Source organism: Streptomyces liliifuscus (assembly GCF_016598615.1).
GTDB classification, from domain to species: Bacteria; Actinomycetota; Actinomycetes; order Streptomycetales; family Streptomycetaceae; genus Streptomyces; species Streptomyces liliifuscus.
On the sequence record NZ_CP066831.1, the window covers coordinates 1,019,857 to 1,040,072 of the forward strand.

At 72.3% G+C, this 20,216-nt stretch carries 13 protein-coding genes; 5 read left to right on the forward strand and 8 right to left on the reverse strand.

Features of this window, described 5'->3' with window-relative positions:
* Nucleotides 1-27: 27 nt before the first annotated feature.
* The 8 genes from JEQ17_RS04410 to JEQ17_RS04445 form a co-directional block, all read right to left on the reverse strand.
* Nucleotides 28-867: an alpha/beta fold hydrolase gene (locus JEQ17_RS04410; RefSeq protein ID WP_200393951.1), complete on the reverse strand. Its 840-nt coding sequence runs from the start codon at nt 865-867 to the stop codon at nt 28-30.
* 113 nt (nt 868-980) lie between these two features.
* Nucleotides 981-1,670: an alpha/beta fold hydrolase gene (locus tag JEQ17_RS04415; protein WP_200393952.1), complete on the reverse strand. Its 690-nt coding sequence runs from the start codon at nt 1,668-1,670 to the stop codon at nt 981-983.
* An 81-nt stretch (nt 1,671-1,751) separates the two neighbouring features.
* Complete coding sequence (locus JEQ17_RS04420) at nt 1,752-2,639, reverse strand: alpha/beta fold hydrolase (protein ID WP_200393953.1); 888 nt, start codon at nt 2,637-2,639, stop codon at nt 1,752-1,754.
* A gap of 85 nt (nt 2,640-2,724) precedes the next feature.
* Nucleotides 2,725-3,693, reverse strand: a complete 969-nt coding sequence (locus JEQ17_RS04425) for an RNA polymerase sigma factor (protein ID WP_200393954.1) — start codon at nt 3,691-3,693, stop codon at nt 2,725-2,727.
* Nucleotides 3,694-3,794: 101 nt separating this feature from the next.
* On the reverse strand, nt 3,795-4,805 hold the full coding sequence (locus JEQ17_RS04430) for an ArsR/SmtB family transcription factor (protein ID WP_200393955.1): 1,011 nt from the start codon (nt 4,803-4,805) through the stop codon (nt 3,795-3,797).
* Nucleotides 4,806-4,938: 133 nt separating this feature from the next.
* Nucleotides 4,939-5,700: an N-acetylmuramoyl-L-alanine amidase gene (locus JEQ17_RS04435; RefSeq protein ID WP_200393956.1), complete on the reverse strand. Its 762-nt coding sequence runs from the start codon at nt 5,698-5,700 to the stop codon at nt 4,939-4,941.
* Between the two features lie 94 nt (nt 5,701-5,794).
* Nucleotides 5,795-6,160: a peptidoglycan-binding domain-containing protein gene (locus tag JEQ17_RS04440; protein WP_200393957.1), complete on the reverse strand. Its 366-nt coding sequence runs from the start codon at nt 6,158-6,160 to the stop codon at nt 5,795-5,797.
* 124 nt (nt 6,161-6,284) lie between these two features.
* On the reverse strand, nt 6,285-7,136 hold the full coding sequence (locus tag JEQ17_RS04445) for an 8-oxoguanine DNA glycosylase OGG fold protein (RefSeq protein WP_200393958.1): 852 nt from the start codon (nt 7,134-7,136) through the stop codon (nt 6,285-6,287).
* A 185-nt stretch (nt 7,137-7,321) separates the two neighbouring features.
* Here JEQ17_RS04445 and JEQ17_RS04450 point away from each other — a divergent pair, with 185 nt between their 5' ends.
* The 5 genes from JEQ17_RS04450 (at nt 7,322) to JEQ17_RS04470 (ending at nt 20,201) form a co-directional block, all read left to right on the forward strand.
* The gene (locus JEQ17_RS04450; RefSeq protein WP_200393959.1) at nt 7,322-8,176 is read left to right on the forward strand and encodes a DUF4132 domain-containing protein; all 855 of its coding nucleotides are present in this window, start codon (nt 7,322-7,324) and stop codon (nt 8,174-8,176) included.
* A complete protein-coding gene (locus JEQ17_RS04455) occupies nt 8,173-13,260 on the forward strand; it encodes a hypothetical protein (RefSeq protein WP_200393960.1) in 5,088 nt (1,695 codons plus the stop codon). The genes JEQ17_RS04450 and JEQ17_RS04455 overlap by 4 nt, the downstream gene beginning before the upstream one ends.
* Before the next feature lie 136 nt (nt 13,261-13,396).
* Nucleotides 13,397-14,566 (forward strand): ATP-binding protein, encoded by a 1,170-nt coding sequence (locus JEQ17_RS04460; protein ID WP_200393961.1) that lies wholly within the window; start codon nt 13,397-13,399, stop codon nt 14,564-14,566.
* Nucleotides 14,567-14,571: 5 nt separating this feature from the next.
* Complete coding sequence (locus JEQ17_RS04465; RefSeq protein ID WP_234048062.1) at nt 14,572-18,369, forward strand: vWA domain-containing protein; 3,798 nt, start codon at nt 14,572-14,574, stop codon at nt 18,367-18,369.
* Nucleotides 18,366-20,201 carry a hypothetical protein gene (locus JEQ17_RS04470; RefSeq protein WP_200393962.1) on the forward strand — a complete coding sequence of 612 codons (1,836 nt, stop codon included), beginning with the start codon at nt 18,366-18,368 and terminating at the stop codon, nt 20,199-20,201. The genes JEQ17_RS04465 and JEQ17_RS04470 overlap by 4 nt, the downstream gene beginning before the upstream one ends.
* Nucleotides 20,202-20,216 lie beyond the last annotated feature (15 nt).

The window sequence follows — 20,216 nt, forward strand, 5'->3', positions numbered from 1 at the left end:
GGCGGGCCGTCGTGGAGTGGTGACTGTCTATCGGCGCGTGCCGCGGTCGGCCCGCTCGATGAGCTTGGTGACCGCTTCCGGGTGGCTGATCATGACGGAGTGGGAGGCGCCCCGGACCTCGACGGTGCCACGGGCGTGGGCGCGCTGATACTCGAAGCGCTGCAGTGCCGGCGGAATGGCCTTGTCCGAGGTCGCGACCAGTCCCCAGGAGGGAATGGTGCGCCAGGCGGCGGCCTGGGTGACATCGGTCAGGGAGGACGCGCTGAACGGCCTCTGGGCCGCCTGCATGACGTTGGTGACCGACACCGGAAGGTCTCCGGCGAAGGCGCTGCGGAACTTGCCGGCCTTGAGGTAGAGGTCCGAGCCGGTGCTGCCGTCCGGGTTCGGGAACGGCACGGGGTCGACCGCGTCGGGGATCTCGCTGCCCGGGTACTTGCCGAGGAGCTCGCCCACCTGCTCGCCCTTGTCGGGCACGAACGCGGCAACGTAGACAAGTGCCTTGACGTTGGGGTTGCCGGCCGCCGCGTTGGTGATCACCGCGCCGCCGTAGGAGTGGCCGGCCAGGATGACCGGCCCCTTGACGGACTTGAGGACGCTCGCCAGGTAGGGCGCGTCTGTCGGCAGTCCACGCAGCGGGTTGGCGGGGGCGACGACCGGATAGCCCTCCTTCTGGAGCTGCTTGATCACGTCGTTCCAGCTCGCGGACGCGTCGGCGAAGCCGCCGTGCACAAGCACCACCGTCGGCTTGGCGGCGTCCTTCGGGGTGGACGTCGGCGCCGCCGACGCCGATGTTGTCAGGAGGACAGCCGCTGCGGCGCCCGCGGTGCCCGCAGCGACTATTCCTTGACGTACGACCTTCTTGCGCATGTTCTTGGTTCTCTGCTTTCTGCCGGCATCTCTGGTGGCATTTCCGGTGGCGCGAAATCCTGTCGGGATTCGTGAGAGCTCACGCTCGTTGCGGGTGGCCGTCCCGCGTGGGGCTACGCCTGGTGGGCAGCGGCCTGCTTGATCAGTTCCGCCACGGCCTCCGGCTGGGAGACGTAGATGGCGTGGCTGCCGGCGACCTCGCTGACGGTGGCTCCGGTCCGCTCGGCCATCGCGCGCTGCGCCGACGGCGGGATCATGCGGTCGTCGGTCGCGACGAGATACCAGCTCGGCTTGGCACGCCAGGCGGCCTCCGTGACCGTTCCGTTGAGGGCCCCCAGACCCCAGGGAACCTGCGAGTCGGCCATGAACTGCGCGTCCTCGGGCGGCACATCACCCGCGAACGACGCGGCGAACTTCTCGCGGTCCAGGAAGAGGAAGCCGTCCTGGGGCGGCAGGATCGGCGGAACGGGCGCGCCGGGTGCCGGGTCGGCGATCAGGGTGCCGACCGACTCGTCCTTGTCCGGTGCGAAGGCCGCGATGTAGACGAGCGCGGCCACACCGTCGTGCCGGCCGGCCTCGGTGATCACCGCTCCACCGTAGGAGTGGCCGACGAGCACGGACGGTCCGTCCTGGGAGTCGAGGACCTGATGGGTGACCGCCACATCGCCTTCGAGGGTGTGGGTCGGGTTCTGCACGACGCTGACGTTGAAGCCGTCGCGGGCGAGAAGGCGGTACACCGCCTGCCACCCGGAGCCGTCGACGAATCCTCCATGTACGAGAACGATGTTCTTCACGGTGCTCATGCGATTGCTCCTTGTTTGTCGGAAGCTTCCGGGCAGCTACAAGCTAGGTCGGACCGTCCGCGCGGGCTTCTGCCAAATGGCCTAGTTCACGAAGCGCGTCACTGCCCGCGCGAAGGTCTCCGGCTCCTCGATGTGACCGAAGTGCCCGCTGTTCTCCAGGATCAGCAGCCGCGATCCGGGGATCAGCCCGTGCAGTTCCTCGGCCCACCGCACCCCGCAGATGACGTCGTGGCGGCCGACTACGACGAGAGCGGGCACCGTGAGTGAACCGAGGTCCGCACGGTCGTCGATGACGTGCGGGGCGAGGTTCTCGTCCAGCCCGGAGATGTGCGTGGCCCGCACGGAGGCACGCAAGGGAGCGAACTCCTCTTCCCTGCCCCAGTAGTCGGCGAAGTACGAGGGAAGCAGTCCCCTGGCGACGGCCGTCATCTGAACGTCGTCGGAGATCGTCGGGATGGCCTGGAAGGCCGCGAGGACCTCGGGGAGTCCGGGGTGGTCCGCGTGCCGCTCGGCGAAGAGCTGGACCAGGCGCATGGCCTCGGCGCCGTGTTCGGGACCGGTCAGCGGCGCGCTGTCGTAGAGGATCACCCCGGCGACGCCTTCGGGGTGGTGCAGGGCGTGGTACTGGACGACGAAGCCGCCGTGCGAGTGCCCCAGGAGATGCACCTCGGGTACGCCGAGGTGGTCGATCAGCGCCCCGAGGAACCGGCTGTATCGGGGCCGGGTGTAGCCGTGGGGGTGGGAGGACAGTTTGCCCGAGGCGCCGGTGCCGATCGGCTCCGGGTAGACGACCGTCAGGTGCCGCTCCAGCGCGGGCATCCGCAGGTACTCCCAGAGGATGCCCGGCCCGCCGGAGTGCGCGATGCACACCGGTCCGGTGCCGTGCACGTGATAGCGCTGCACGACTCCGTCGATCTCGACGGTGTGCGTTCCGGCGGCCAGGGGGTTGGTCGAAGAGGACGTTGTCATGGGGTCTCCGTGTCGGGCAGGTGTCGATGACACCGGCAGGACGCCGGAGAGAGGACGAAGTTCGACCCGGCCTACGTGACGCCCGTCACATCGGAGTGAGTGACTGGAGGGCCTGTACCGGCCTGGGGTGCAGGAGGCGCAGCCGGTGCGGACGACCGGCGTCGTCCAGGGTCATCAGCCAGGCCACCGAGGGCGGGCAGTGGTCCGGATCGTCGGCGGGGCCGAGAAGGTCCATCTCCCACACGACGAGGGACCGGCCGGCCACGGCATGGACCAGGCGCTGACGTACGCCGGCTTCGAGGTCGCCGTCCATGCCCCGCACGAGGAGGCTCCTGTCACCCACCGGTTCGTTCCCCCTGACCAGTGCGATGTCGGGTGACCAGCGTTCCGTCAGCAGCGCGCCGAACCGGCCGCTCTCGGCGGCGGCCAGTGTCTCGCGTGCCTCGATGCGGCTGGCGCGGGTGCGCCGCGCGGTGTCTCCGTGAGGTGCGTCCGCGGTGGCGGCGAGGGCGGCCGCGAGCTTGACCCGTCCCTGGTTGAGCCGGCTGCGGACCGTGCCGACCGGGACTCCGCAGGCGTCGGCCATCCGCTCGTAGGACGTGACGCCGGTGCTGAAGTGACGCAGTACCAGGGGCAGTCGCAGTGTGGGGGAAAGCTCTTCGACGGCCTCCCAGATCCAGTCCCGCATGGCGTGGTGCTCCAGCCGGCGCTCCGGTCCGTCGTCCGTGGAGGGCACCTGCAGATCGTCGATCGGCCGGAAGGCAACGGCGCCTCGCAACAGGGAACGGGCGGCGTTGCGCACGATCATCCGCAGCCATGCGCCGATGGCCGCGGGATCCCGGACGTCGCCCACCCTGCGAAGCGCGGTCACGGCCGCGTCCTGGAGGACGTCGTCGACGTCGGGCCCCGGTCCCAGGATGCTCAGCGCCACCGCACGCATGCCTGCCCGGTGCCGTTCGAGCAGCAGACCCAGGGCGGTGACGTCACCCGCCTGTGCGGCACGCGTGAGCGCCGCGTCCTCCAGGCGTACGGCGTCATCCGCGTTCGGGCTCATGGGGTGTTCCTCTTCCGGCGTCTCCCGTCTGCGTGTGACCGTACTGCGGGCGGCCCGGTGACGTCACGGCCGCCCCGGGGAGACCGGGCTCCGCCTGTATTTCAGTCGTCCTGCACCGTGCTCTGGCGTTCCTGGTCGGGAAGGCGGAGGAGGGCCGCTCCCAGCGGGGTGAGGGTGTGCAGGACGGTGTTCGCATGGCGGTGGCTGGCGATGAGTCCCGAGTCGCGCAGCACGGTGGTGTGGTGGCTGGCGTTGGCCGGGGACACCGAGACCGCGCGGGCGATCTCCGAGTTGGTGGCGCCGTACGTCACGGCGAGCAGTACCGCGGCGCGGGTGCGTCCGAGCAGTGCCGACAACGGCGCCTCGGCCGGGCTGTGTTGGGGGATGGGGCCGCCCGACGCCAGCGGGTACAGCAGGACGGGCGGCAGATCGGGATCGGCGAAGGAGACCGGCTTCTGCCAGCAGAAGTACGAGGGGATCAGCACCAGGCCACGGCCGCCCAGGTGCAGATCACGATCGACACCACCTACGTACTCCACCTCCAGGACGGGGGCTCTCCAGCGCATCGCAGGACCCAGTCCCCTGAGCAGCCCTTCCGCTCCGCCGTGCAGCAGATCGCGCCCCCGGAGGGCGCACTCGGCGTCGACGCGGGCCTGCATACGGTCGCTGTAGGGGGCGATGGCCGCGTTGTGGTACTTGCGCAGCGCCGCGACCAGATCCGCACGGACGTCCTTGTCTGCCAGGCGGTACATGTCCGTCGGCACGTTCCTCACCTGTGCCAGCAGACCGATCTCGTGCCGGACCCGGGCGGGCGGCGTGTCGAGGATCGCGTCGAGCCCGCTCTTCAGCCCGTGGCTCGCCTCGGCCGGGGTCAGGAAGTCGGGGAAGTACGTGGCGCGCGGAAAGAGCGGCAACAGCAATGTGCGTACGACGGTGCCCAGTTGCTGTGTGGCGATGGCGGCACGGGCGTCGCGGTACCAGGCGGCATGGGCCCAGCGCCCCATCTGGGACTGTAACCGGTGCAGGCTGGCGGTGATCTCCCACAAGGGGTCGGGGCGGCAGGCGAGCCGCGTTCGAACAAGATCCTCCGACGTGAAGTGGATACGCAGCACGGTCCCCCCATGCATGATTCCTGCCCGATGCGGCAGACGATGCCGCGGCGGTCCTCGTGAAGACAATGACTGGAACGGATCATCCTCCGGTCGCACACAGCGGGGTCAGTGCTGTGTACGCCCGCCCGAACCATCAGCCCTGGATCAGGGCGGCCACCTCTGTGCGTATGGCGGGCATGTCTGCGAAGACCGTACCCGGGCAATCCGTGGCAGCCCAGTGGCGGTGACCCCCGATGGCCGGCGCGACGAGGGCGGCTCCGCTCACCGGATTCACGTAGGACACCTTCCCCAAGGGCGCGATCGCATGGCGCTCGGCCAGTTCGGCCAGGAGCTGGATGAGCGCGGTGCGTGCGGCGGTCGTCGCGGGCGTGGTCGTCAACGTCCCCAGAAGGGCGATTCCGAGGTTTCCGCTGTTGTATCCCTGGACGTGCGCACCGGTGACGAGCCGCCCCGACACGTCGTGCGCGGGCGTGCCGTCGGTGCCGGACCAACGCCCTTCGTACACAAGGCCGTTCCTGTCGATCAGGAAGTTGTAGCCGATGTCTCCGTAGCCCTTGCCGACGGTGTCGTTGCGGTAGATCGCGCGTACCACCGCGGCCGGGTCCGGATCGGTGCTCCCGTCGGCGGTGTGATGCACGGTGAGGGTCTGGACCGGGTAGTACTCCGGCGGCCAGATCTCCGTGCCGTCGGCGGTGTACCGCAGACTCTCGTCCGCGCCCCAGGCCGCGCGCGAGCGCAACGTGTACGCGGCGGAGGCGGCAGCGGCCGCCGGGTGGGGCACGACACTCAACGCGGCGGCGACTCCGAGCGCGCCCAGGAACACGCGTCGCGGTACCGGGGACGCCGTGCGAACTGGGCTGCGGGAGCCTGCGGGGTTCGAGTCCGGGACCGTCATCGCGTGATTCCTCCTGTGGGGGTGTCCGGGCCGGTCGAAGCTGCCCGCTCCTTCGGTCGGGAAGAGCGGGCAGCCGGTGGAACGGAGGAGTGCCCTAGATGGCGCAGGCGGGCTTCGGGTTGTAGAGGCGGTTCCAGGTGCTGGGGCCCACGATGCCGTCGGCTCCGCCGTCGGTGCCGTTGCACGTCTGCACGTAGTAGATGCCCTGCGCGGTGGCCGGGCCGTAGTCCCCGTCCACCTCAAGGTAGGTCGGGTACTTGCTGTAGACGTTGATGAGGCACTGCACCTGACGAACCGCGTTGCCCTCGGCGTTGGGACGGACTGTGGGCCGCGCGGTGTCGGCGATGTAGTTGCAGTACGGCTCGGCGACCGCGGCGCTAGCGGAGGGCGCGACCGCGAGGCTTCCTCCGAGGGCCAGTACGGCGGTACTGCACAGGAGGGCTAGGCGGCGGGTACGCATGATGTCTCTCCCGAGGTGTGTGGTTGTTGTGATGAAAGCAAGAGTGCGTGTGAACACGACCGCCGGTCCACGAGATTCGAACAGGCCGAAAGAAGGCAGGTCAGACGCACCTCCGCGCCAGATGTCAGGACGCGGGATTCCAGACACCGTCGAACAACGCCAGTTCCAGCAGCTCCGGGCATGACCCGGGCCACCCGATCCCGGCGGAGGCGAGTTGCTCGGTCGCGGAGTGGATCCACGCCAGGTACACGCCGTACCGATGGGAGGTCCAGCCGCTGTCCGACCAGATCCAGGCCGCCACGTCCGACGCGGAGGTCAATGCCATGTCCGCACCGACCCGCGTGGCATGGGCCCTCATCACACGCGCGACCCGCTGATCCAGGATCAGCGCGCGGGGAGCGACGGAAGCGTCCGTCGCCAGGTCGTGGGACTGGCCCTGGTCGAGGGAGTATGCCTGGTCAAGGACGTGGCCCTGGTCGAGGAAGTGGAGGAACTTGGTGAAGAACGCCGGTCCCAGTCCCTTCACCGCCCCGCGGAGGCCGTGGTACGCCGCGACGGCGCCCTCCCGCCGAAGGGCGGCGCCGGCCTTGGCCAACTCGTCGTCGACCGTGGGCTCCGACAGGATCTCCTTGAGGCGGTGCGGACCGTAGCCGGTCCGACCCTGACCCCACACGTACGACGCGACCAGGGCCTCGGCCCACTCGGAGCGCTCTGCCGCCCCGCGGGTCGAGGCGACCACCTGGGCACGGCTGATTCTCGCGGTTCCAGTCCGCGACCGCTCGGGGAACTCGACGGGCCACGGCTCGACGCCGGACCACTGTGCGGGCACGTACTCCACGGCGTGGCCGCCGGCACCTGTCACGTACGGGGCGCCGGATCCGGCCAGCCAAAGTCCCAGCGCGCGCACCGCGGTCGGGGGCAGCAGCCGCCTCCCCATCTCGTCGTCCAGCGCGTCCGCAAGATCCTGACGTCCCATCCGGTACTCCCCGTTTCCCACAACACCTCGAAGCCCCGCAGAGTACTGGGGACTTACCGGCTCCGGACTCGAAGTCGGCCCGGAGGCGGGGTCCGAGGCGGCTTCGAGTGGGCTCGGAGCAGGCGTTGTCAGTGGTCTCACCTAGAGTTCCGGTCACTTGATCAGTGAAGTGCGGGGAGGCACATATGGGGTGGGTCACGGCCGGGGACTACGAGGTCGGCCTCGACGGCGGAAAGGTGGTGTGCCGCAACGCCGCGGGGCGGCAGTTGAAGTCCGTACCGGCCAAACTCGCCGACGATCCCGCGGTCATGGGGCTGCGACAGCTCGCCGAGTGGCTGGAACGGCACGAGCGCCAGTGCCTCGCCGATGTCGAGAAGTGGATGGTGCGCTCGCTTCCGGTGCCACTCGCCGTCGTCGCCCGGGTGTGGCCGGATCCCGCCTGGCAGAGCGCGCTGCGCGATCTCGTCGTCACGGGTCCGGACGGCGAAGTGGCGGGATTCCTCCGTGACGCCGACCTCGACCGCGGGCTCGGCCTCGTCGACCTCGACGGCGACAGCGTGCGCATCGCCCCCGAGCTGGTCCACCTCCCCCACCCCGTCCTCCTCGACGACCTTGAGGAACTCCGGGAGTTCGCCGTCGAACTCGGCGTCGAGCAGCGGGCCCAGCAGCTCTTCCGCGAAGTGTGGCAGCGCCCCGCGGGCCTCGACACCGAGGCCACCACCGTGGAGGACTATGCGGGCGGCGCCTTCAAGCAACTGCGCTTCCTGCACGGCAGGACCACCCAGCTCGGCTACCGCGTGCGCGGCGGCAACGCCGTCTGCTCCGTGCGGGAGGACGCCCGCGGCGTGGAGGCCCGCGTCTGGATCGGCGACTACGACGGCTACGAGGAGACCGAGACCGGCCCCCTCATGTGGACCGACGGCTCCGGCCGGGTGCTGAAGCTCGGTCAGGTGGGGCCCGTCGCCTGGTCGGAGGGCATGCGCATGGCTGCCGCACTGTTCGCCGGGCGTGACATCGAGGACGAGGAGCAGGCGGCATGACCACGGACGCACACACCACCGCATACGCACACACCACCGCGGCCGCGCTCCTCGAAGCCGGCGCCGTCCTGCCCGTGGGCACCACCACCGGCGAGGACGCCGACGCCCTCACCGTACGGACGTACACCCACCCCGCGCTGGACGGCAGGCTCGCCGTCCGTCTCGTGCCGGGCACCCTCGGCGAGGCCGAGGACCTCGCCCTGGAGTTCCTCGGTCTGGCCCGCGAACCGGAGACCCCCGAGGTCGGACAGGTGCGTCGCGAGACCCTCGGCTTCCCCGCCTGGGCACTGGTCAACGACCCGGCCAACGGCCACCACGCGCTGGCCCTGGTCAAGGACGTGGAACGGCTGGCACGCCAGGCCAAGTCCCGCCCCGGCACCGCCAAGGAGGGCTTCGAGGAACTCGGCGAGCGGCTCGGCCGTGCCGTGCCGCACTTCCTGCCCACCTTCTACGAGCAGGCCGCCCGGATCTTCCTCCAGCACGAGAACACGACGTACGCCGCCGCCTTCTTCGGCAAGGCACGTGAGGCCGAGCGGGTGCACGCGCTCACCGTCGACGAGGAGCGGCAGCGCGCCGTGTTCCTGGAGTTCGCCTTCGCCGGGGCGCTGACGGTCAAGGCGCTCAAGGAACATGTGAAGGACCTGGCCCACCGGCTGGATCCGGCCACGGCGTGGTCGCAGTTCCGGCAGCTGTGCGTGGAGCGCTGCGCGGCGGGCATGCCGCCGTACGCGTCGCTGCCGCAGGACGCCCGCGTCCTGATCAAGGCCGCCGGGCTGCCCCGGGTCACCGAGGAGTGTGCCCTGGTGGCCGACCTGGTCGCCTCGCCCGCCGCGGTGCGTGCGCCCGTCTCCTTCTGGACCGCCTACCGAGCCACCCTTCCGGTCCTCGCCGAGCGGCAACCGGCCGTACGGGCACGGCTGTTGGAGATCATGCCGACCTCCCTGGGGCGCGAGGTCAAGGACGACGAGTTCTGGTTGACGCTGCTCGCGGAGAGCGGCGCCGATCGCCTCCTCACCGGCGAGGACGGCGCGGACGGCCAGGACAGCCAGGACAGCCAGGACAGCCAGGGCAGTCAGGACGGCGAGAAGGCCGGAGCCGTCGACGCGGCGGAGTGGCTCAGCCGCTGGGCCGCCCACCGCAAGCACGGCGGCACGGTCTGCGGACGTTCCCCGCTCACCCTCCAGCTCGTCGAGCGGATGGCGCCGCGGCTGTGTGCCGACGGCCGGGCCGTGGACCTGTTCACGGGCCGCTGGCACGCCGGTGCCGACCTCGACCTGCTGGACCTGTGCGTGGCGCGGGGGGTCCCCCTCGCCTTGCCCGACGCGGACACAGAGGTGTATCTGTCCCTCGACCGCTGGCTTCGCGATCGTCAGTCCGGCGGGCGCGACCTGACCGCCACCGCCGCTGATCCTCGTTTCCGGCCCCTGCTGCACCGGGCCATCGACACGTTGAGCGACGACCGGACACTCGCCGGCGTGCTGGAGGCCCTCGCCTCCCACCCTGTACTGGGTGACGTGCTCCGCGAGTGGTTGGACGACGCGGCCGAGACGTTCCGCGCCTCGAAGGGCCTGCCCGGCGCCCGCGCCGCACTCCACCGCCTGCGCCGCTTCCGTCCGGTCGCCGCCAGGGTCAGCCCTCAAGCGGTCGCGCGTATCGCGGAGCACGAGATCGCACCGCTGCTCGGCCGCACCCTGCGGTCCGGCATCCCCGACGAACTGGGCTGGCCCGCCCTGGACGAGGCGCTGCGCCTCCTCGAAACCGACACCGGGACCAAGAGCAAGCACAGCCGCAACCGCAACCGCGACGACGACCCACTGCGCCTGACCGAGGCCTGGCCCGCGCTCATCCTCTCCCGCAGACACAAGGCCGTCGTCGTCGGACCGGACAAGGTGCTGCTCGACCACGACCTGCGCCTGCCCGTCGAACTGGACCGCTGGCAGCAGCCGCAGTTCCGCTACACCGACGGCGAACTGCTCGTGATGTGGCGACAGGACAGCAAGCAGTTCGGCTACTGGTCGGCCCGCCCGTCCGAGGTGTTCACCCTCGGCGGCGAGCAACTGCCCCACTGGTACAGCAACGACGCCGGTGCCCCCTCCATCCCCCTGTCCGGCGGCGGCCGTGCCACCGGCGGACGCACCCTGCACGCCGGCGACACCGTCCTGCCGCCGAGCCGGTCCGTCATAGGTGACGGCACGACCTGCTGGCGCCAGGGCAGGCAGGGCCGACAGCAGGTCTGGCTGGAGTACGACCCGGTCACCGGTACGCACGGACGGGCGTCCCTGCCCGCCTTCCTGCGGTCCGGCATCCGCGAGGACGCCACACTCCTGCAGCACCACTGCGAGGTCCTGCCGCTGCAACCCGGCCTGGAACACAGCCCCTTCGGCACCGACGGCTCGGTGCTCGGCCGCTGGGTGCGCTCGGAGGGTGAAGGAGCCGAGGCGCGGACGACCGCCGGTACGCCGGACGGCCGGACCGTCACGCTGCGGGCGGCCGGCTTCCCTCTCGGTGCGCTCCGGCTGCCCGGAGGTGCCGAGCCCGTCGCCGCCTGCCTCAACCTGCATGTCGCGCTGTACGCCTCCGACGACACCTCCGCCGGCGGCGAACTCGGCCGGGTCGCACCCGGTCAGCAGGGCGGGGAGTACGCCGCCGGCACCCGGCTCGTACCGCCTCTCGCCTTCTGGCACGCGCTGCGCCCCCGTGACGAAGAGGCGTCCGCCGTGCTGCGCGTGCTCACAGACGAGGCCGCGGCCGATGTGCTGCGTGCCGCTGCCCAGGCCCTGACCGAGCGCGAGGCCCAGGTCGCCAAGGCCGGCGACGCCGCCAATACAACCGTCGACGGCAAGCCCGTCGTCCCGTCGGTGGACGAATTCATTCGGCCTGCCGTGTCGAGGGCCCTGCCCGGCCTCACCGACGAGCGGCTGCTCATCGGTGTGTCCGCCCTGGTCCGTACGGCGCTCCAACTCGCCGGGACGGCCGCCGCGTTCGTGGCACCGCCGGAGGAAAAGAAGCGGCCCGAACAGCGGCAGAACGAGGAGATGTTCGCCGACTACCGCCCCAAGCACGGCGAGGACCGGACCCTGCGCGCGGTCACCGCCGGCATCGCCGATCTGGGGGGATGGTGGGGAGGCAACCACGCGTGGACCGCCCTGCGCCAGATCCGCGCCGTGAACCACGTGCTGTCCGGCCGCCCCGCCGAGGGCAAACCGCTGCCCGATCGCGCGCAGACGGGCACCCTCGGTGACGGCTGGCGGAGCGAGGAGCGCACGATCCCCGACATCGGCATCGTGTGGCCGTCGCTCCTGACCGTGCTCCGGCCGCTGGCCTACCGGGCCGCGACGCCCACGCTGACCGACGCCGAGCGGGAGTCCCTGCTCCTGCTGCTGGAGGCGGTCGCCGAAGGACCGCTGGCCGCACCCGGACACGGGCTGCGCGAGATCCTGCTGAGCGAGCCGCACAACAAGCAGCAACGCGCCGGTCAGGTGCTCCGCCGGGACGGACGCACCGTGGTCCTCCTCGGCTGCCAGTCCGTCGACACCGAGCGCAACCGGGTCAGTTGGCTCGCCCTCGACCACGACCCCTCCGGCGCGTTCGGCGCCGTCGCGCACTTCACCCTGGACAAGGAGACCGCGGTGCCTTCGGTGTTCCCCACCGACGGGCTGGCCGCCCTCACCCGGACGATCCGGGACAAGGGCGCCGCCCCCTGGCACTCCGAGGCGCCCGCCGCGTTCGCCGCCGCGACCCGTGACGGTCTGGGCCCCATCCAGGCCACCGTGCTCCTCGCCGCACGTCCACAGCAACCCAGCGCCGACGTGCTCGCCACGATCGGTCTCAAGCCCCGGCAGCTGGACCTGGGCAACGGCCGTCTGTCGTCGCTCGGCCGCGAGGACCGGTTCGCCCTCATGAGCGCCCTGCTTCCCGAGGACCCTGCCGACCTGTGGACGACCGGACCGGACATCGCGTCCGCGGGCCGGGTGTGGGCCGAGCGCCTCGGTTCCGTCGTCCGCCTGCCCGAGGACATCGCGGTCGATCTCGCCGGTCTGACCGCCGACTCCGTCGAGGCCGTGCTCAATCCGACGATCACCCCCTGGATCAGCCGCACGACGGTCCAACGGCCGGACAAGGACGGCAACCTCGCCGCCGAGGACCCCGCGGCGCTGCCCGGACGCTACGACCTGACCCGTACCGTCGCCTCCCTGGCCGCACTCGCCTACGGCCTGCCGTACGGGGACCCGCTGCGCGCCCGCCTGCCCGAGGGCCTGGCCGCCGTGCGGCACCGCCTCACCGACCCCGGGCTGCTGCTCGAACTCGACGTCATGTGGACGGACAAGGGCGGCTCGACGGCGGTCGAACTGCGCAAGGCGTACGGGCTTCCCGCCACCGGAGGCGCCGACGCACACGGTCTGACGCCTGTCGGGGAGGCTCTGGTGCTGCGCCCCTGGTACGGCGAGCAGGAGGCGGTACTGCTCCGCCCCGCCGTCCTCACCGGTCCGGACGACGCGGTCCTCGGGCTCCTGGAGGGCCTGGTGGGTCCGGATCGCGACGGTGGTCTCCAGGCCCTGCGCGCGATCCTGGGCGACGGACTCGACCGCGCCCTGGCGGCCGGCCTCGACCCCGAGGGACCCGTCGGTCACGCGCAGGACCCGACCGTCGTCGCTCCCGCGCTGGTCGCCGAAGTGGCCTCGGCACACGGTCTGAGCGAGGACGCGGCCGCGCTCTACCTCCAGTTGCTGGCCCTGCCCGATCCGACGGACCGCAACTGTGCCCGCTGGACCGGCTGGAAGCCCGCTCGGCTGAAGAAGGCCCGCGCCGAACTGGCCGCCACCGACCTGGTCGTCGAGGCGAAGCGACCGCGCGCCGGACGCACCCTCTTCCTGCCCTGCGGCTGGCGCGACCTCAAGTCACCCGCCCTGCCGGTGGAGACCTGGAAGGAGGGCCTCTACCCGGTGCGCGACCGCTCACGTGCCGTACCCCGCCTCCCGGTGCCCGACCTGTTCGCCCTCGCCTGGGCCCGCGTCCGGGACGGAGACGCGCCCGCCTACGAGAAGCTCACCACCCGCGCCACCCGGAAGGGCCGCCGCCGATGACCACCGCCGGACCGACTGCCCGAGCCCACAGGACGAGCCGACAGGACGAACCCCTGCTGACGGCTCCCCGGATGGCGACCCCTCTGCTGACCACCTCTCCAGTCACGACCTCCCGACCCGACCGGACGGACCACCGATGACCACCACCCTGGCCGCCGACACGGCCCGCCAGATCACCCCGCCCGAGGACAGGCACGCCACCGAGCTGGCCTTCCTCGCCGCCTACGACGACGGGCCGCGCCCCCCTGCGTGGCGACTCACGCCCCGTGCCGTCGTCACGTTCGTCATGGGCAGCGACGGCCGGGCCCTGAAGTTGCCCGACGACGCCCCGACGCCCGACGGTGTGCCGCGGCGCCTCGTCGTCGAGGGCAAGTTCGTCGGCGACCGTGCCCTGGTCGAGCGGTGCGTCGTCACCCTCGCCGGAGAGCGTGGACTGCTGCTCGTCGGCGAGCCCGGCACCGCCAAGTCCATGCTGTCCGAGCTGCTGTCCGCCGCCGTCTGCGGCACCAGCGGCCTGGTCGTCCAGGGCACCGCGGGCACGACGGAGGACCAGCTCAAGTACGGCTGGAACTACGCCCTGTTGCTGGCCCAGGGGCCCAGCCGACAGGCCCTCGTACCCTCGCCCGTCCTGACCGCCATGACCCGGGGAGCCGTCGCCCGGGTGGAGGAGGTCACCCGCTGCCTGCCCGAAGTGCAGGACGCACTGGTGTCGTTGCTCTCCGAGCGGCGCATCGCCGTACCCGAACTGGCGGGCACCGAGGACTCCCTGGCCCACGCTGCACCCGGCTTCAGCCTCATCGCGACCGCCAACCTGCGCGACAAGGGGGTCTCCGAGATGTCGGCCGCGCTCAAGCGGCGCTTCAACTTCGAGACGGTTGGCCCCATCGCGGACCTCGACGCCGAGACCGCGCTCGTACGCAGTCAGGCACGCACCTCGGTCGAGCGGGCCGGAGCACCCTTCCGGGTCGACGACGCCGTACTGGAAGCCCTCATCACGGCCTTCCGGGACCTGCGGGAGGGCCGGTCCGCGGAAGGCTGGGAGGTCGAGCGGCCCTCCACGGTGATGAGCACCGCGGAAGCCGTGTCCGTGGCGGGCGCCCTGGGACTCGCCGCCGCCTACTTCCCGGGCGACCGCGATGTCCTCGGTCTGCTGCCGGGTCACCTCCTCGGCGTGGTCCGCAAGGACGACCCCGCCGACGCGGCACGGCTCCGCGGCTACTGGGACGGCCCCGTCAGGCGCCGCGCCGAACAGGGCTCCGCCACCTGGCGCACCCTCTGGGACCTGCGCACCGTCCTGGAGGACTGACCACCGTGCCCCTCTCCCCCGACGAAGCCGTCGCGGCCCTCACCGACCCGGCGGCGCCCTACCTCATCGGCGTACGGCACCATGCGCCCTCCCTGGCCGCGGCCGTGCCCGCGCTGCTGGACAAGGCCAAGCCGGACGTGCTGCTCGTCGAACTCCCCGACGAGATGCAGGAATGGCTGCCCTGGCTCGGTCACGAGGAGACGCGGGCCCCGGTCGCCCTCGCCGCCGCTCCCCCCGACGGGGGCGGCGGCCGGGGCCCGGCCTTCTATCCGTTCGCCGACTTCTCGCCCGAACTCGCCGCCGTGCGCTGGGCCGCGCGGCACGACGTGCCGGTCGTCGCGTGCGACCTCCCGCTCGCCGACCGGGCGTGGAGCACCGAACGGCACACCCCCGCATGCCCGGACGACGGTACGGACGGGTCCACGGCCTCGGAGCCAGCCGGCCCTCCCACCGCTCCGGCCCCGGCACAGGCGCCCGGCAGCCCCACCCCTCCACCGACCACACAGACAGCCCAAGGCCCCGCCCCTTCACCGGCCAGCGGCGGGACACCGGGCGCTCCCGATCTCATCGGCGTCCACGAGACGTCCCGCCGAGTCGGCCTCGCCACAGCGCTACGAGCCCGCCTCACGGGGCGCACCGGTGACGACCTGTGGGACCGCCTCGTCGAGGCCGCCGCCCCCGGCTCGCCTCCCGAAGCGCTGCGGCGGGCCGCCCTTCTGACGGGCTGGGCGCTGCGCGAGGACGCGGCCGCCTCGGGAGGCGTGCCCGAGCTGGACCTGCGGCGCGAGGAGTGGATGCGCGCCCGGCTGGCCGCCGCCACCGCGAACGGCGAACGCGCCGCCGTGGTCGTCGGCGCCTTCCACGCCCCGGCGTTGACGCCACCGGGCACACCGACGGAACCCGGGTCGCCCGCACCCGGCGGCCCGGACGCCGCCGAGGCCCCGGCATGGACGACATCGTTCATCCCCTACACGTACGCGCTTCTCGACGAGCGGTCCGGCTACCCGGCGGGCATCCGGGACCCGGAATGGCAGCACCTGGTCCTGGGCGCGGCAGGCGACCCCGCCGCGTTGGAAGACGCCCTGACCCGCGCCGCCGTACAGATCTGCGCCCAACTACGCACTCTCGGCCACCCGTCGGGTCCCGCCGACGCCCGCGAGATCTGTCGCCTCGCGGGGGACCTGGCCCGGCTGCGTGGACTTCCCGCGGCCGGCCGGGGCGAGCTGGTCGAAGCGGTACAGACCGTACTCACCCAGGGTGAGCCGTACGGGCGTGGCCGGGCCGTCGCACAGGCGATGGAGCGGGTGCTCGTGGGAACGCGCGGCGGCCGCCCGGCACCGGGAGCGCCCCGCAGCGGACTCGCCCCGGCGGTGGAGGCGGAGCTGGCGGCGTTGGGGCTGCCCGGGCCCGACAGCCACGGCACCGACGCCACGCGCGATCTGCGCCTGGACCCGCTGCGTTCCGACCTGGACCGCCGCCGTGAGCTCCTGCTGCAGCGCCTGACTGTGTGCGGCGTGCCGTACGGAGAGAGCAAGGAGGTCGTCGGCGCCGGTGGTTCCGAGGCGCTGACCTCTCGATGGGAGGTGCGCTGGACACCCGCCACAGCGGCCATGCTGACCGCGGCCGGTGTCCGAGGAGTCACCCCCGCGCAGGCTGCCGAGGGATTGCTGCGCGAACGTCGGCGCGCCGAGCGGGACGAGGGCGGGCCCACGGCCGCGCAGACCCTGCACGGCCTTCGGCAGGCGGCGGAGTGCGGCCTGCCCACCCTCACGGACGAACGCCTCGCCGACGTCCGAGACGTACTGCCGCAGTCCGCCACGCTGCCGGAACTCCTCGCCGGACTGGCCCTGTTGGACCGACTGCGGGCAGGTCATGTCGCGGGCCTCGGCACCGACAAGGAACGTGGCACGGAACGCATGGACACGGTGACCGCCGTTGCCGAGCTGCTGACCGCCGCGGCGGTGCGCCAGGTGGACGGACTCACGGGTTCCGAGGACCGGGGCGACGCGCACGCGCTGCTCGAACTCGCCCATCGCGCGGACCTCTTGGGCGGTATACGCCTTGCCGACGCGCTCGCCCGGCTGGCCGCCGACGGCTCCCCGCTGATGCGCGGCGCCGCCGGAGCCGTACGCGTTCTCCTCGGTCACGAGGACCCGCATGTCCTGGGCGATCGCATCGCCTCGTGGGTCGACTCGGCCAACACCCCGGAAGCCCGGACCGCCCTCACCGACCGGCTCATCGGAGTGCTGACCGCCGCGGGCCCGCTCCTGGAGGCGGCGGCCCCCGCCCTGGAACCGCTGCTCAACCGCATCATCGAAATGCCCGACCGGCAGTTCCTCGATCGACTCCCCTCGCTCCGGGGAGGCTTCGACACCCTCAGTCCCGCGGCACGCGACCGGCTCCTCGACACCGTCGAAGAGCGCCTCGCCACCACGCATCTGACCGACACCGGCGGCGTCGACCCCGCCGCACTCGCCACCTGGACCCGCGCGGACCTCGCGGCCCGCGCCGCCCTGCGCACGCTCGGGCTGCTGCCTCCGCCCAAGGCGGACGACCTCGTTCCGGCATCCGAAATCCCCGAAGCGAGCGAAGCCGCCGAAGCCCTCGGGGTCCACGGAGGCCACGGAGCCGTCGGAGCTGTAGCCACCGAGGCCACCGAGCAAGTTGCCGAACACTCCCCCGAGGATCACGTCCTCGCGTCCGCCGACCGCTGGCGGCTCGTACTCGGCCGTCGTACGGATCAACTGCCGCGCTCGGCATCGGCGTTCGCGACCGCGCTGGACGAGTTGTACGGCAGTGGACGCGGCGAGGGCAGCAGGGGCGACCTGGCAGGACCTCGCCGACGCGGCGGGGGCGGCCGGGAGGCCTCGTACCCGGGAGTGCGCGAGTGGTCCGAGGAACTGGCCGCCCTGTTCGGACCGGGCATCCGGGAAGAGGTGCTGGCGGCGGCCGCGGCGTCGGGCCGCAAGGACGTGATAGCCGAGCTCAACCCGGACGTCGTGCGCCCCTCCGTCGACCTCCTTCGCACTGTGCTCCAGCACGCGGGAGGGCTGCCCGAGGCACAACTGGCCGCCCTGCGCCCGCTGGTCCGCCGCCTGGTCGAGGCGCTGACCCGGGAACTGGCCACGCGTCTGCGTCCCGCGCTGCACGGCACGGTCCTGCCGCGCCCCAGCCGACGGCCGGGCGGCGGTCTCGACCTGCCCCGCACGCTGCGCGCCAACCTCGCGACCGCGCGCCGCGGCCCGGACGGCACCGTCCAGGTCATCCCGGAGCACCCCGTCTTCCGCTCGCGCGCCAAACGCGCCGCGGACTGGCGGCTGATCCTGGTCACCGACGTGTCGGGGTCCATGGAGGCGTCGACGGTCTGGGCCGCCCTCACGGCTTCCGTCCTGGCCGGAGTGCCGACCCTGTCCACGCATTTCCTGGCCTTCTCCACGGAGGTCATCGACCTCACCGGCCATGTCGACGACCCGTTGTCCTTGCTGCTCGAGGTCAGCGTGGGCGGCGGCACCCATATCGCCGCCGGGCTGCGCCACGCCCGCGAACTCGTCACCGTCCCGTCCCGCACCCTCGTCGTGGTCATCAGCGACTTCGAGGAGGGCTACCCCCTCGGTGGGCTGCTCGCCGAGGTCCGCAGTCTCGTCGGGGCCGGCTGCCATGTACTCGGCTGCGCGAGCCTGGACGACGCCGGTCGTCCCCGGTACTCGACCGGCGTCGCGGGCCAGCTGGTCGCCGCGGGGATGCCCGTCGCCGCCCTCAGCCCACTCGAACTCGCCCGCTGGGTAGGGGAGAAAGTCTCTTGAGCCTCGACCTGCCTCCGGTCGCCCCGGCCGTGACCGCCGAACTCGTCCAAGGGCTCACGCCCCGCCTCCGCAAGAGGCTGGACGCCGGCGTCACCAAGCTGGCGGGGCGGCCGTCCGTCCGCGACGGCGACACCGTACGCATCGCCGTCGACGGCGACACCCACCTCGAACTGCATGCCCCCGGTGGCACCGTGACCAGCACGGACGCGATCCGCTGCGGCTGCCTGCTGGCACCGGACTGCCTGCACCGCGCGGCCGCGGCCTCGGCGGCACCTATCGCCGACTCCGAGCCTGATTCCGACTCCGACTCCGAGCCCGCGTCGCAGTCGATGCCGGACGCCGCGCCCGCACCGGTCGGCCAGGACGCGAGCGACCCCCCGCGCACACCGGCCGCCTCCGCGAGCAAGACGATCTCGACGGACGCCCAGCCCACCTCACCCGCGGAACCCGAGACCCCCACCCCCGACCAGCGCGCCGCCGCACAAGCCATGTACGACGCCGCGGCCGCCGTACTCGAAGCCGGTACGGACGGGGCGGGCGCCGTGCTGCAGGCGGAGTTGCTGCGCGCCGCTCACACCGCGCGGATCAGCGGACTGCCCAGGATCGCGGCCTCGGCGGTCTCCGTGGTCACACAACTGCGCGCCGCCCGCGGTGCCGAACCGGCGTACCGCCTCAGCGAGTTGACCGCCGCTCTCCGCGACGTCCTCGGGACAGCCCATCGCCTCCCGGGCTCAACCGGCCCCGAACTCGCGTCCCTGCGCGGCACCGCACGGCAGCCGTACACCCCGGACGGATCCCTGCGGCTGTACGGGCTCTTCTCCGAGCCGGTCCTCACGGCGACCGGCTACGCGGGAGCGGTCACCTGGACGGCGGACGCCGAGGGCCGTCTCTATACGGTCTCGGATGTCGTCCCGGGAGGGTCCGGCCGGGCGGTGGGTGCGGCCGACCGGGCCATACGCATCGGGGACACGGCTCTCACCCACCGTGAGCTGTCGCGGGCCGGGCTCGCCGTCTCCGGTGCGACCGTCTCCCCGACGGGCCGACTGGGTGCGGGAGCGGGCGTACGGGCGGTGCGCGCGTCCGGCGCCGCCTGGCGCGCGGACCCTCTCGCCGACCTGTGGGCATTGCCCGTCGCCGAACAGGTGGCACGCGCCCTGACCGGCGGGGACGGCCTGCTGTTCCTCGACGTGACCCTCACCGGTACGGTCCGCGAGGCGGCGGGAGACTGCCTGCTCGCCGACTGCGACGGTCTGACGCTCCGCCTCGCCGCCGCCCATGACCACCCCGCGCTGCCCTACCGCGAGAACCTGCGTCTCCTCTCGGACGCACCGGGCACCCGACTGCGTGTCGTCGCCCGCCTCGATCCGTCTCCCGTCCCCCGGGCGCTGCTCCTCGCCGCGGACCACCCGTGTGATCCCGGGGTCCATGTCGACCTGGGGCTCGACCGCCTCCAGCACGCGGATCTGCCCGCCCCGGCGATGGTGCCCGCCGGATCGCCACCCACCCCGGACGAGGCGCCGCTGCATCTCCTGCGCCGCCGTGTCCACCAGGCGGCCTCGGCGGGCCGTCGCGTGCTCGCCTTTCCCGGAGACAGCGCGACCGACAGCCGGCGCCTGGGCCGCTACGGTTTCGCCTGCGCCGGAGACCTCCTCGACGAACTCCATTCGGCCGCCGCGGACCGGTCACGCGACGTCTTCGGGCGTCTCGTCCCCGCCGACGTCAACCGGTTCGCCCACGCCTGGCTCGCGGCGGCCCACTACACCGAGGAGGTCGACCGATCGCTGTGCGCCGCGGCGTGGGGAGCGGATCCGGCGTTGCCGCCTTCCCCTTGAACGAGTCAGCCTTCC

What these genes read in the sequence shown, in the direction of transcription:
- JEQ17_RS04410 (WP_200393951.1), bottom strand. Translation starts at nt 867, where the DNA reads ATGCGCAAGAAGGTCGTACGTCAAGGAATAGTCGCTGCGGGCACCGCG.
- JEQ17_RS04415 (WP_200393952.1), bottom strand. Translation starts at nt 1,670, where the DNA reads ATGAGCACCGTGAAGAACATCGTTCTCGTACATGGAGGATTCGTCGAC.
- JEQ17_RS04420 (WP_200393953.1), bottom strand. Translation starts at nt 2,639, where the DNA reads ATGACAACGTCCTCTTCGACCAACCCCCTGGCCGCCGGAACGCACACC.
- JEQ17_RS04425 (WP_200393954.1), bottom strand. Translation starts at nt 3,693, where the DNA reads ATGAGCCCGAACGCGGATGACGCCGTACGCCTGGAGGACGCGGCGCTC.
- JEQ17_RS04435 (WP_200393956.1), bottom strand. Translation starts at nt 5,700, where the DNA reads ATGACGGTCCCGGACTCGAACCCCGCAGGCTCCCGCAGCCCAGTTCGC.
- JEQ17_RS04440 (WP_200393957.1), bottom strand. Translation starts at nt 6,160, where the DNA reads ATGCGTACCCGCCGCCTAGCCCTCCTGTGCAGTACCGCCGTACTGGCC.
- JEQ17_RS04445 (WP_200393958.1), bottom strand. Translation starts at nt 7,136, where the DNA reads ATGGGACGTCAGGATCTTGCGGACGCGCTGGACGACGAGATGGGGAGG.
- JEQ17_RS04450 (WP_200393959.1), top strand. Translation starts at nt 7,322, where the DNA reads ATGGGGTGGGTCACGGCCGGGGACTACGAGGTCGGCCTCGACGGCGGA.
- JEQ17_RS04455 (WP_200393960.1), top strand. Translation starts at nt 8,173, where the DNA reads ATGACCACGGACGCACACACCACCGCATACGCACACACCACCGCGGCC.
- JEQ17_RS04460 (WP_200393961.1), top strand. Translation starts at nt 13,397, where the DNA reads ATGACCACCACCCTGGCCGCCGACACGGCCCGCCAGATCACCCCGCCC.